The sequence below is a fragment of the Mordavella massiliensis genome, from assembly GCF_016902415.1.
Lineage (GTDB): Bacteria > Bacillota > Clostridia > Lachnospirales > Lachnospiraceae > Merdimonas > Merdimonas faecigallinarum.
Map to the genome: position 1 here is coordinate 22,206 of NZ_JACJLV010000004.1, position 12,381 is coordinate 34,586.

Below are 12,381 nucleotides of genomic sequence, written 5' to 3' on the forward strand. Positions count from 1 at the left end.
AGGAATGCAGATTAGTAAAACCCCGGCGTTCTATTTTTCCCCGGTTTTTCCTCTGTATTTCCAGAATGCTTTCTGCCTGACGGCCATCATCACTGCAAACAGGAGCATCAGTCCGCCCACAAAGAAGGCTCCGATCCGCATAACCATGTCGTAGAAAAAGCCTTCCGGCAGCATCCGGATCATGTAATCTTCCGCAGGATCAAACATCCACAGGTCATTGGTAAAAAAGATCTCGTGGAACACCGTAAAGCTTGCTGTAAAGTCAACGGCAAAAGAAACCAGAAGTCCCGCGATCAGGATCGCAAAGACTCCCAGAGCCGCAAAATATGCTCCGGTCAGCATTTTCTTTAAGTCCGCTTTTGTAAGGATCAGAAACAGGACGAGGACCGCGGCAACGAGTAACATGACAGTACGGAGTTTCAACCCGCCCAGAAATAAATTTTTCACATCTTCCATGTGAAGCCGGTCCTGTTCATTGAAGAAATCCTGAGTCCTGCCTTCCACCTCGGTTTCAATCGAAAGCACTTCTTCTTTTCCGATCAGATAATCCATCATATAGGAAGTGACCTCCATCACATCCTCCATATCCATATAGAGCGATTCTGTCACCTGGTATTTTTCGTATTCCTTCTGATAAAATCTGTAATCCGGATCCCCATAGATCGCGATCTGGAAGCTGGTGATCAGCATGGCGATGATTACGCAAAACATGGCGGTAAAGGCCGCCGCCCTCTGTATTGTTTTCAACTGGTCTCTCCTCCGTTCTTTTCCTCCCAGAACCGGGCAATCTGTTCCGACACATTTCCCAGACTGCACCAGCCGCGGGACGCCCATTCTCTGGGGAATATTTCCTGGCAGCGGCGTTCCCGGAACCGGTCGTCCAGAAGAAGGATCACTCCCTGATCTTCGTCTGTACGGATCACCCGTCCCGCAGCCTGCAGGACTTTATTCATTCCCGGATAAAGATAGGCATAATCAAAGCCCCGGAATCCCCGGGCGTCAAAATATTGTTTCAGAAGTTCCCGTTCCCTGCACACCTGGGGAAGACCGGTTCCTATGATCACCGCGCCGATCAGCTGATCTTCGGAAAGATCGATCCCCTCGGAAAAGATTCCGCCCAGCACGCAGAATCCCATCAGACTGCGGTTCCGGACGTCCTCAAAATTTTCCAGGAAAATCTCCCTTGCCTCCTCGGACATATAGGGAGACTGCATGACATCATCGATATCCTCTCCCGTATCTTCCAGGATTTCCAGAAACTCTTCGTGTACCTCTTCCATAAAATGATAGGAAGGAAAAAAAGCAATATAGTTTCCTGCCTTCGCCTTTGCCACATTTACCAGATACCTGGCGTACTTCCGGTACATCTGCTTTCCCCGCAGTTTGTATTTTGTACTCACGTCATTTCCCAGCAGCAACAGCCGGTTGGCCGGATCAAAGGGCGACTCGGCATAAACGGCGTAATCGTCCGTTGAAGTGCTGAGAAGCTTTTTATAATAATGGACCGGCAGAAGCGTGGCGGAAAAGAGGATCGTGCTTCTTCCTTTTTCCAGATATTCCTGCAGCTTTCTGGCCGGATTGACACAGAAAAGATGCAGATAAAACCGCCCGTCCTCTCCCAGTTCGGAATTGATCAGATAGTTTTCATCCAGATCTTCATAGATCCCCAGGAACGAGCGGACTGCAAAACACAGTTCCAGAACCTCTGCATGCATTTCCTCATTCTTGCATTCTTCCAGGAACCGCTCCATCTCTCCCATCAGCGAAACCAGTTTCAGGTAAACATTTGCCGCGCTGTCAAGAACCTGACATCCCTCGCACTCCCGCTTCAGGGCCAGCAGTTGTCTGTTGCACTCTTCCAGTCTTTTGGAAAGCCTGGGGTCTTCTTCTTTGACCAGCTTTTTGATCTTGAGAAAGTCCTCCTTGCAGATAGCGGCGCTGTACATCTCTCTTCCTCTGTCCACAAGATTATGCGCCTCGTCGATCAGAAACAGATAGTCTCCTTTGTTTCCTTCCCCGAAAAAGCGTTTCAGATGCGCATTGGGATCAAAGACGTAGTTGTAATCGCAGATGACAGCGTCCACCCAGGTGGACACGTCCAGACCCATTTCAAAGGGACAGACCTGCCATTTTCTTGCCTGCTCCTCGATCACTTCTCTGCTGATGGCATCGGTGGTGTTCAAAAGCTCATAGACCGCGTCGTTGACCCGGTCAAAATGTCCTTTCGCATAGGGACAGGCATCGGGATTGCACTCCGTTTCTTCACAGAAGCAGATCTTTTCTTTGGCGGTCAGTACGATCACTTTCATCCGCAGAGCCTGCTCCCTCAGCGTCTCAAACGCCTGCCAGGCCACGGTGCGGGTAATGGTTTTGGCGGTCAGATAAAAGATCTTCTCTCCCAGTCCTTCTCCCATGGCCCGGACGGATGGAAAGACGGTGGCAATGGTTTTCCCCACGCCGGTAGGGGCCTGGATAAATAATTTCTTTTTTTGCTCAATGGTACGGTAAACAGCCGCTGTCAGTTTCTTTTGTCCCTCCCGGTAGGCAAACGGGAACTGAACCTCCCGGATCGAGGCATTTCTCTTTTCCTGCCAGCGGATCTGGAAACGGGCCCATTTTTCATATTCCCCCACAACCTCCAGAAACCAGACGCCCAGTTCTTTTGTCTGATAAGCGCTCTGAAACCGTTTGATATCCTCAGTATCCATGTTGCAATAGGTCATCTGAACCCCGATCTCCTCCAGTTCCTGCTGGACTGCGTAAATATATGCGTAACATTTTGCCTGAGCCAGATGGATCGGCTCCGGTTCCTTTAAGTATTCCAGATCTTTAAAAATCCCCTTGATCTCATCGACCACAATGCCGGAAGGCGTGCGGAAAATACCGTCTGCCCGCCCCTCCACAGACAGATCAAACCCCTGACAGGGAATCTTCATTTTTAAGGAAACTTCTGCCTGATAGTCCGCGCCCATGCTTCGCTGGATCTTCCGGTGGATTTTCCCGCCCAGGAGCATGGCGTCTTTATCCGCTCCTGCGGCCCGGTTGTCAATGTCACCGCTTCGAAGAATGAATTCCACCAGATTGCGGACAGAAATCCGGATCAGCGGCTGCTCTGTATCCATAAACATCTCTTCCTATCCTGTGTCTGATTGCTGCAATCATCTTACCACACCCGGAAACTCTTCTGCAAGAAATTCCGTCATTTCAGACCGGTACCTGAGCGGCAGATGCTGAAGCTGACAGGCCGGATTGCGCCTTTCTTCAATGGTGATCGCCCGGCAGAAGCCCTTCCACAGCCGCGCATACTGCCGCTCGGCATCGGAGACCTGAAACCGGATCTCCAGCTTTTCTTCCGGATCCTGCTGCAGCAGCACCCACTTTTTTCCCGCCTCATGAACCGCAAACTGGCCGTGATGCTGATCATGGATCATCCAGTTCTCTTTGGGAAGCCGGTCTGCAAAATGCGGCGCCAGGCAGGGAAGCACCTGGGCTTTGGGCCGGATCGCGGCGTACAGCACCCCGTTTTCCAGTTCCCGGAATCTTAAGAATCCTTTGTAGTTATGGGCTTCTCCTCCCGCCGCCCGGCTTAACTCAAACACTTTTTCCACCATGGGATGGCTCAGATGCTCCATGATCTTCCGGCTGTCCGGAAGGCTTCTTGCCGCAAACATGGTTCCAAGCACTGCATTTCCTTTCTCCGGATCTTCTGTCAGCAACGCGTAATAAAGATCCCTCCGGGCCTTCTCTCCCATGTTCTTATGGATCAGCCGGTCTACCGCTGCCGCTTTTTTCAGATCTTCCTCTACCTCCGTGTATTCACAGAACAGTTCCTGCTCCACCTGGCCTTTCAGTGCGATCCCGCAGCCTTCCTGCCGGTTTACCACCGCCTGCTTCCAGGCATCATAAATTCCTGAATAGATCCCTGTCACGGAATCTGTACAAATATAAATGGTCCTCACACGATCACATTCTCCCTGAATCTTACATCATCAAACAGTGACAGCTGCCGGTATCCCAGATCTCTTACTTCAGCCGGCAGTTTTTCCTTTGTTTCCAGAAGATTTCTTGCGATATAATCCTCTTCCAGTCTGACGGGATACATCATCTTCCCCTGACAGGTAATAAAATACAGAGCCCGTTTCAAAACCACGCCCATTTTCTTCAGATCCTGAAACCCAAGGACTCCCAGTCTTCTGGCCTTCACGATCCTGGAGGCGGACTTGTATCCGATCCCCGGAACCCGCAAAAGCATCCGGTAGTCCGCCCGGTTCACCTCAACCGGAAACTGTTCCAGATGGTTCAGCGCCCAATTGCATTTCGGATCAAAATGAATGTTAAAATTCGGCTGCTCCTCAGACAGAAGTTCTTCTGCCCGGAAGTGATAATACCGGAGCAGCCAGTCCGCCTGGTACAGCCGGTGTTCCCTGAGAAGCGGCGGCCCGGCGTCTGTCCTGGCAGGCAGGGCCGCATCGTCATTGACATGGACAAAGGCCGAATAAAACACCCGCTTCAGATCAAAATTGTCGTAAAGGGACTGGGCCACCCGGACAATCTGGTAGTCCGTCTCCGGCGTGGCCCCGATGATCATCTGCGTACTCTGGCCGGCAGGCACAAACTGTGGCCCGCCCCGGTACAACTGGATCTCCTGCTTATTTTCCATCATTCTCGTCTGCACCAGCCGCATAGGCTCCAGGATCTTTTTCCGGGTCTTATGAGGCGCCAGCATCTGCAGGCCCTCCGCTGTGGGAAGTTCCAGATTGATGCTCATACGGTCAGCCAGAAATCCCAGCCGCTCCACCAGTTCCCGGCTGGCTCCCGGGATCGCCTTCACATGGATATATCCCTGAAACCGGCACTCCCGTCGCAGTTTCCATAAAGTGGCGTACAGAAGCTCCATGGTATAATCCGGGCTCACCAGCACCCCGGAACTCAGGAACAACCCTTCAATATAGTTCCTCCGGTAAAATTCCATCGTAAGCGTACACACCTCGTCCGGCGTAAAAGAAGCCCGGCGCACATCGTTGCTCCGGCGGTTAATACAATATTTACAGTCATAGATACACTCATTCGTAAACAAGATCTTCAAAAGAGAAATACACCGGCCGTCCGCAGAAAAACTGTGACAGATCCCCGCACGTTCGCAACTGCCCATGCCGGCGCCGTCTCCCCGCCCGTCCGCGCCGCTGGACGTGCATGCCACGTCATACTTGGCCGCATCCGTCAAAATCTCCAGCTTCTCATACAAATCCATCGACTCCTGGAGCCACATAGTATCACCTCCCGGATGGGGACGCGGTAAAATGCAAAAGTACCCGCGGGTGAATGCAAAAGGTCTACGTCCCCAACGCATCGTAAAAGAACATTTGTTCGGTATATTTATTATACGAACAAATGTTCTTTTTGTCAACTCTGCTCTCTGTTTTAGCCATTCTCTGTTTTTCATATCGGACAGGCACGAGTTTTGGCGACAGGGTACGGGGACACCCCTAACGCCAAAAAGGGACACCCTGAAATGCGATTGGGGACACCGCAAAACGCAATTTGGGACGTAGACCTTTTGCAAAGGTCTACGTCCCAAATTTGTTTTGCGTTACATCTTGTTTACAACTCCGGCCAGGTATTCATTGCTGACCTCATAAAACTTCTCTTCTTCCACAGCCTGTGCAAGCCCAGCGTCTATGGGCATCTTGCCAAGCACCGGAATCCCGAGCTTTGCGGCCGCATCGTCTACATGGCTCTCGCCGAATACGGATATTTTCTTTCCGCAGTCCGGGCATACCAGGTAGCTGTAGTTTTCTACCACGCCCAGCACCGGGATGTTCATCTGCACTGCCATATTGTAGGCTTTTTCTACGATCATCTGTACCAGGTCCTGGGGGGATGTGACGATCACCACGCCGTCCACCGGCAGAGACTGGAATACGGTCAGCGGCACGTCGCCGGTTCCCGGCGGCATATCCACAAACAGATAATCCAGATCGCCCCAGACCACGTCGGTCCAGAACTGTGTGACTACGCCTGCGATGATCGGTCCTCTCCAGATGACCGGATCGGACTCATGCTCCAGAAGCAGGTTGACGGACATGATCTTTGTCCCGTCTTTTGCTTCTGCCGGAAGGATCTCTTCTCCTGTTCCCTTTGCCGTCTCGTGGATCCCGTACATTTTCGGGATAGAGGGGCCTGTAATGTCTGCGTCCAGGATGCCCACGGAAAATCCCTGCTCTCGCATGATCCTTGCAAGGGACGCTGTGACCATGGATTTACCCACGCCGCCTTTTCCGCTGACCACTGCGATCACTTTCCCGATCCGGGAATGAGCGTTGGCCGGCTTTTTAAAGTCGACGGGCTTACTGGTACAGCTGTCCGCATGTGCACATCCGGCGCAGTCGGATGGAGAGCATCCGTTTTGCTGTTCTGCCATTTATAATAACCTCTTTTCTTTGCTTCGTTTTCAAACTCTGCTTTTATTCTTCTACTGCTGCGATCACTTCGATCTCGCACAGCGCGTTCTTCGGAAGTGTCTTAACTGCCACGCAGCTTCTGGCCGGTTTGGAAGTGAAATATTTAGCATATACTTCGTTAAATGCAGCAAAATCTCCCATGTCTGCCAGGAAACAGGTGGTCTTTACAACTTTATCGAAAGAGGTTCCTGCCGCTTCCAGTACAGCCGCCATGTTCTGGCATGCGCGGTCAGCCTGTCCCTCGATCCCTTCTGCCAGATTTCCGGTAGCCGGATCTGCTCCCAGCTGTCCTGCGGAGTAGAACATTCCTCCGTGGATATATCCCTGTGAATACGGTCCAAGTGCTGCAGGTGCTTTTTCTGTTGCTACGATTTTCATAGTTACCTCTCCTTTGCTATCTCTAATATTTTTTGTGCGATACACACGTCAAAAAGACCCATTCCCACTGATTTGAAATACGTGGTCTTTCCGTTTCCGGATTCTTCCCGTTCATCGGAAGCCAGGTAATCGCTCATCAGAACGATCCGGTCCTTTGTAAGCTTTCCGTCAGCCAGAGGCTGGCTTAAATCACCGCTCTCCTCGCAGGCGTAAGGAAGCTCGATATACACCCGGTCCGCCATGTCCCAGATCGCGTCCGGGATCTCCCGCATCTTAGGCGTATAAGAACCGATGGCAATGATACACTTCCCTTTTAACAGCTCCTTGTCGTCAGGAAGTACCGGCTCAGTCGAAGGCGTGGCCGTACAGATGATCTCGCTCTGTCTTACCAGTTCCTCCGCTGTCTTACATTGTACTACCTTTACACCCGGATTATCAATAGCTTTTTTCAGCCTCTCCAGATATTCCGTCAGGTCCCTGCCACTGTGATTGTACACCGACACCTGCCGGATCTCTCTGGCCGCGCAGGCATACAGGGCCTGGTAAAATCCCTGTGTCCCGGCGCCGATGATCCCCACCGTATGCGCGTCTTTGTCCGCCAGATGCCGGATGGCCGTCCCGCCTACGGCGCCTGTCCGCCAGGCCGTCACTGACTGCCCGTCCAGAACCGCCAGAGGCGCTCCTGTTTTCTGATCATTTAAGATCACCAGCCCGTCAATCGACGGCAGACCCAGCTTCGCATTTTCCGGAAACATGGTCAGCATCTTTGTCCCGATGATCTCCTCTGTGTAGCAGGGCATATAGATCAACGTCTTATTGTCATGCTCGATCACGGGTCTTGGCGGCATATAATAAGTGCCTGCCCGGAAGATCCGGTAACACTCCTCGATCTGATCCATCATCATGTTGCAGTCCATCAATTCTTCAATCTGTTCTTTTCCTAAAACAATCATTTTTCTTTCCTCTCACCTAATAATATCATAACAGAGCGCGCTCCGGCCAGCACCCGGTCGTTGCGGATCCATATCGCCAGCTCCAGGAACTCCTCTCCCTGCGCGCTGGTATTGACCTTCATATACCATTTCAGTCCGTCCGGCAGCCCCGGAAGCTTTACTTCCACCGCCTCCCAGAAGGGGTTGATGACCAGATAGACAATATCATCCTTCTTCCGCTTCGGATCATAGCAGGCAAACAGCACTGCCCCTGCCCTGCTTCCTTCCGCCGGCGCCATCCAGGGGATCTCACTGTGAATGCTCGTCTCCGGAAGCCCGCAGACTGCAGGCACCTTCGTTCCACGGACAGCCGGATGCTCCTTCCGGAACCGGATCATCTGGCGGAAGAACCGGTGGATTTCCGGGAACAGCTCCAGTCTCCCCCAGTCCAGCCAGGAAATCTCATTATCCTGGCAGTAGGCATTATTATTGCCAAACTGGGTATTGCAGAATTCATCCCCCGCCAGGAACATGGGCGTTCCCCGGCTGGCGAACAGCACCGCGCAGGCATTGCGGATCAGCCGCATCCTTAACTTTATAACTTCCGGATCTTTGGTATCCCCTTCCCAGCCGCAGTTCCAGCTCCGGTTGTCATTGGCGCCGTCTGTGTTCTCCCAGCCGTTGGCTTCGTTGTGTTTCTGGTTATAAGAATACAGGTCATACAACGTAAATCCATCGTGGCAGGTCAGGAAATTCACGGATGCGTGCGTTCCGCGGACAGCCGGATCATACAGATCCTTTGACCCTGTGATCCGCTCAAGCGCTGCACCGGCGCACCAAAGCCCGCCTTTTAAATATTCCCGCAGATCATCCCGGTAGCGCCCGTTCCACTCGCTCCAACGGTGGAACGCGGGGAACGCTCCCACCTGATAGAGACCGCCTGCATCCCAGGCTTCCGCGATCAGCTTGGTGTCCGCCAGGATGGGATCACAGGCCAGCGCCTGCAAAAGCGGCGGCTTCTCCATGGGCGAGCCGTCCTCATTTCTTCCCAGGATCGAAGCCAGGTCAAACCGGAACCCGTCGATCCGGTAGGTGGTAACCCAGTAGCGCAGACAGGAGACGATCATCTGCTGGACCACGGGATGATTACAGTTCATGGTATTTCCACAGCCGCTGAAATTATAATAATACCCTTCCGGCGTCAGCAGATAATAAATGTTATTGTCAAAGCCTTTAAAAGATATAAACGGCCCGTCTTCATTTCCTTCCGCCGTATGGTTGAACACCACATCCAGGATCACTTCGATCCCGTTTTCATGGAGCGCCCGGACCAGCTGCTTAAACTCCAGCCCCTCCTGGTTATATTCCACCGCAGAGGCGTAACTGGTATTGGGCGCGAAAAAGCTGACCGTATTATATCCCCAGTAATTCAGCACCTCTTTTCCGTCCACGATCCTTCTGCCCGCCAGTTCGTCAAATTCAAAAACCGGCATCAGTTCAATGGCGTTGATTCCCAGCTTTTTCAGATACGGAATCTTCTCCCGGATGCCAAGAAATGTTCCCGGCGCACTCACATCTTTTGCAAGCTTCGTAAATCCACGCACATGCATTTCATAAATAATCAGATCCTCCATAGGGATCTTCGGCTGTTTCAAAGCTCCCCAGTCGAAATTATTGCGCACCACCCGGGCCCGGTATCCGTCGTCGCTGACCTTTTTCCCCCAGGTGCTCTGTCCGGTGACCGCTTTTGCATAAGGATCCAGCAGCACATGGCTTTTGTCAAACAAAAGCCCTTTTGCCGGGTCATAGGGCCCGTCCACCCGGTAGGCATACTCAAACTCTTCTACATTCAGCCCGAACACGATCATGGAATATACGTCGCCGATCCGGTAGTTTTCCGGAAAAGGCAGCACCGCATAGGGTTCAGACTCTTTCCTGTGATAAAGAAGGAGCTCGCAGGATACTGCCCCGTGGGAATGGACCGTAAAATTCACCCCTCCGGGGATCGGTGAGGCCCCCTCATAGTCGTAAAACCCCGGACGCACCTCGTACTCGCCGATCCGGTCCAGCGCAAGCATATGTCTTGCTTCTCCTTCGTGCAACAATTGCTCCGCATCTGCCGCCATACCATCCCTCCTTTTTGTCTATCCCAGGACTCCGGAAAACTTCAGCGCATTATAAATGTTGATCAGCACGATCACACCCATCAGAAAGATAAAGAGCTTGTCCACTCCCCGCTCGCTGATCTTCTTATTGATCTTGCTTCCGATGGTTCCTCCCAGGATCCCGCCTGCGATCATAAAGACCAGATATGAAATCTCCATCTCCGGGATATTTCCTGTTGCAAACGTCTGCACCAGACTTGTGATCTGGGAAAACATAATGATATACAGGGAACTGAGCGCCGCGTCTTTTGTTCCCATGGAAAAGAAATATCCCAGCACCATCAGATTGATCGGCCCTCCGCCGATCCCCAGAAAACTGGACATCACTCCCAGCGCCAGACCGATCCCCACACAGATCCAGATCTGGCTGCAGGTTCTGGTGTGGATCTTCTCTTTACAGACTGTATAGATCAGCGTCGCCAGAGTGATCAGGATCAGTACCACCGCCTGGGTGAACCCCACCATCTCTTCGTTGCCGGAAGCCTCTTTTAAGGATTCAAACAGAACCTTTCCAGCCACGCCTCCAAACGCCGCGCCCAGAGCCAGGGCCGTAGAAATCTTCAGATCGATCTTCGCCGCCCCGGAGCGCATGTTCCGGTATACAGAAACCACGGTCATACACAGCACCGTACAGCCGGAAAGAAAACTGATGCTGCTTACACTCATGATCCCCATTGCGTCCAGCACCGGCTTAATGATCACGCCTCCGCCGATCCCGCAGATAGAACCTGCCCCGCAGGATAAAATACTGACCGCAAAAAATAACACTATCATTCCCATATCTTCATCTTTAACCTTTCTTTTTCGTACATCGTATCACTATTATACCTTGTTTTCCCCTTTTCATCTACCCCGCTGCTTGCTTTTCCCTGTTGAATGTATTATTGTGTAATTATCAGAAGAAAAAAGCAATATCATAGATTCATTGTAAAAAATCAAAGGAGACCAGCTATGAAACAGCCTAATATTATATTGATCATGACCGACCAGCTCCGGGGCGACGCCCTTGGCTATGCCGGTCATCCAGACGTAAAAACGCCTTATCTGGATACTCTGGCTTCAAAGGGCGTGGTTTTTGACCGCGCCTACAGCGCCTGCCCCAGCTGCATTGCCGCCCGGGCTGCCCTGCACACCGGCATGGAGCCAAGCCATCACGGCAGAGTCGGCTACGAAGACAACATTCCCTGGAACTACTCCCATACAATGGCAGGACAATTATCCAAAGCCGGATATTATACCCAGTGCGTTGGAAAAATGCATGTGCATCCGTTAAGAAATTATCTGGGCTTCCACAATGTGGACCTGCATGACGGTTATCTCCACTGTGCCCGTTATGCCAGTGTTCCTTATCAGGAATCCCAGTTTGTGGCAGACGACTATTTCCACTGGCTTAAGCAGGAACTGGGCGCAGACGCCGACGTTACCGATACCGGCATTGACTGCAACAGCTTTCTTGCAAGGCCCTGGACCCATGAGGAGAAATACCATCCCACCAACTGGGTTACCGACCGGTGTCTTGATTTTCTGCGGCGAAGAGATCCCAGGAAGCCTTTCTTCCTGATGGCCTCCTACCTGCGGCCTCACCCGCCTTTTGACGCGCCGTCCCATTACTTTGATCTATATAAGGATAAAGATCTGCGAAAGCCTTTCATCGGCACCTGGGAAACGACAGAGGACCTGGAAAAGAACGGCCGGATCTTTGATTCCAAAACCGGACCTCTGGATCCGGAACTGGCCCGCCAGGCCCAGATCGGCTACTATGCCTGCATTACACATCTGGACCACCAGATCGGACGTCTGATCATGGCCCTGATCGAGCAGGAACTTTACGATGATTCTGTTATCGTCTTTACCGCTGATCACGGCGAAGAGCTCTGTGACCACCACATGTTCCGCAAATCCAGGCCTTATGAGGGAAGCTGCCGGATCCCGCTTTTGATCGCCGCCGGAAAGAATGTATTTCCGGAGATCAAAGCCCACAGTGTCTGCCACAGCGTTGTGGAATTAAGAGACGTCATGCCCACGCTTCTTGCCATGGCAGGAGCCCCGGTTCCTGACAGCGTGGACGGCCATGAACTTCTTTCTCTGGCCAGGGATCCCAAAGAAACGGTACGCCCCTGGCTCCACGGGGAGCATTCCTACGGGGAATATTCCAACCACTGGATCGTCACAGAAACAGACAAATTCATCTGGCATTCTGTCACAGGCAGGGAACAGTATTTCTGCCTGACAGAAGATCCCCATGAACTGACCGATAGGATCCATGACCCGGCATGTCTGGAGCGCATTGATACGCTCCGCTCCTGCCTGATCCAGTCCCTGACCGGACGCCCGGAAGGATTTACCGATGGAAAACGGCTGATCCCGGGACGGCCCTATCCGCCCACCATGGCAGGCGCCACAAAGGCCTGATAACTCTTTTCCAGTCATCGGTCCCGCCTGTCA

Annotated in this window: 10 protein-coding genes; 1 reads left to right on the forward strand and 9 read right to left on the reverse strand. The window is 52.3% G+C overall.

What is annotated here, in order from left to right; genetic code table 11:
* Positions 1–30: 30 nt before the first annotated feature.
* From H6A13_RS01935 to H6A13_RS01975, 9 genes are all read right to left on the reverse strand, one after another.
* Positions 31–747 (reverse strand): TIGR01906 family membrane protein, encoded by a 717-nt coding sequence (locus H6A13_RS01935; protein WP_338042983.1) that lies wholly within the window; start codon positions 745–747, stop codon positions 31–33.
* A complete protein-coding gene (locus tag H6A13_RS01940) occupies positions 744–3,122 on the reverse strand; it encodes an ATP-dependent DNA helicase (RefSeq protein ID WP_204907938.1) in 2,379 nt (792 codons plus the stop codon). Before H6A13_RS01940 ends, H6A13_RS01935 begins: the two co-directional genes overlap by 4 nt.
* 36 nt (positions 3,123–3,158) lie before the next feature.
* A complete protein-coding gene (locus H6A13_RS01945; RefSeq protein WP_204907939.1) occupies positions 3,159–3,959 on the reverse strand; it encodes a TIGR03915 family putative DNA repair protein in 801 nt (266 codons plus the stop codon).
* Positions 3,956–5,269 carry a putative DNA modification/repair radical SAM protein gene (locus tag H6A13_RS01950; protein ID WP_204907940.1) on the reverse strand — a complete coding sequence of 438 codons (1,314 nt, stop codon included), beginning with the start codon at positions 5,267–5,269 and terminating at the stop codon, positions 3,956–3,958. Before H6A13_RS01950 ends, H6A13_RS01945 begins: the two co-directional genes overlap by 4 nt.
* A 321-nt stretch (positions 5,270–5,590) precedes the next feature.
* Entirely contained in the window at positions 5,591–6,421 is an 831-nt protein-coding gene (locus H6A13_RS01955) for an Mrp/NBP35 family ATP-binding protein (RefSeq protein ID WP_204907941.1), read from the reverse strand.
* A gap of 43 nt (positions 6,422–6,464) precedes the next feature.
* A complete protein-coding gene (locus H6A13_RS01960; RefSeq protein WP_204907942.1) occupies positions 6,465–6,839 on the reverse strand; it encodes a RidA family protein in 375 nt (124 codons plus the stop codon).
* Between the two features lie 2 nt (positions 6,840–6,841).
* A complete protein-coding gene (locus H6A13_RS01965; protein WP_204907943.1) occupies positions 6,842–7,792 on the reverse strand; it encodes an ornithine cyclodeaminase family protein in 951 nt (316 codons plus the stop codon).
* A complete protein-coding gene (glgX, locus tag H6A13_RS01970; protein ID WP_204907944.1) occupies positions 7,789–9,897 on the reverse strand; it encodes a glycogen debranching protein GlgX in 2,109 nt (702 codons plus the stop codon). The genes H6A13_RS01965 and glgX overlap by 4 nt, the downstream gene beginning before the upstream one ends.
* Before the next feature lie 18 nt (positions 9,898–9,915).
* Complete coding sequence (locus tag H6A13_RS01975; RefSeq protein ID WP_204907945.1) at positions 9,916–10,710, reverse strand: sulfite exporter TauE/SafE family protein; 795 nt, start codon at positions 10,708–10,710, stop codon at positions 9,916–9,918.
* 177 nt (positions 10,711–10,887) lie between these two features.
* Here H6A13_RS01975 and H6A13_RS01980 point away from each other — a divergent pair, with 177 nt between their 5' ends.
* Positions 10,888–12,348: an arylsulfatase gene (locus tag H6A13_RS01980; RefSeq protein WP_204907946.1), complete on the forward strand. Its 1,461-nt coding sequence runs from the start codon at positions 10,888–10,890 to the stop codon at positions 12,346–12,348.
* Positions 12,349–12,381 lie beyond the last annotated feature (33 nt).

Coding starts and splice junctions, on each gene's coding strand:
- glgX (WP_204907944.1), bottom strand. CDS start 9,897: ATGGCGGCAGATGCGGAGCAATTGTTGCACGAAGGAGAAGCAAGACAT.
- H6A13_RS01940 (WP_204907938.1), bottom strand. CDS start 3,122: ATGGATACAGAGCAGCCGCTGATCCGGATTTCTGTCCGCAATCTGGTG.
- H6A13_RS01960 (WP_204907942.1), bottom strand. CDS start 6,839: ATGAAAATCGTAGCAACAGAAAAAGCACCTGCAGCACTTGGACCGTAT.
- H6A13_RS01975 (WP_204907945.1), bottom strand. CDS start 10,710: ATGATAGTGTTATTTTTTGCGGTCAGTATTTTATCCTGCGGGGCAGGT.
- H6A13_RS01980 (WP_204907946.1), top strand. CDS start 10,888: ATGAAACAGCCTAATATTATATTGATCATGACCGACCAGCTCCGGGGC.
- H6A13_RS01955 (WP_204907941.1), bottom strand. CDS start 6,421: ATGGCAGAACAGCAAAACGGATGCTCTCCATCCGACTGCGCCGGATGT.
- H6A13_RS01965 (WP_204907943.1), bottom strand. CDS start 7,792: ATGATTGTTTTAGGAAAAGAACAGATTGAAGAATTGATGGACTGCAAC.
- H6A13_RS01950 (WP_204907940.1), bottom strand. CDS start 5,269: ATGTGGCTCCAGGAGTCGATGGATTTGTATGAGAAGCTGGAGATTTTG.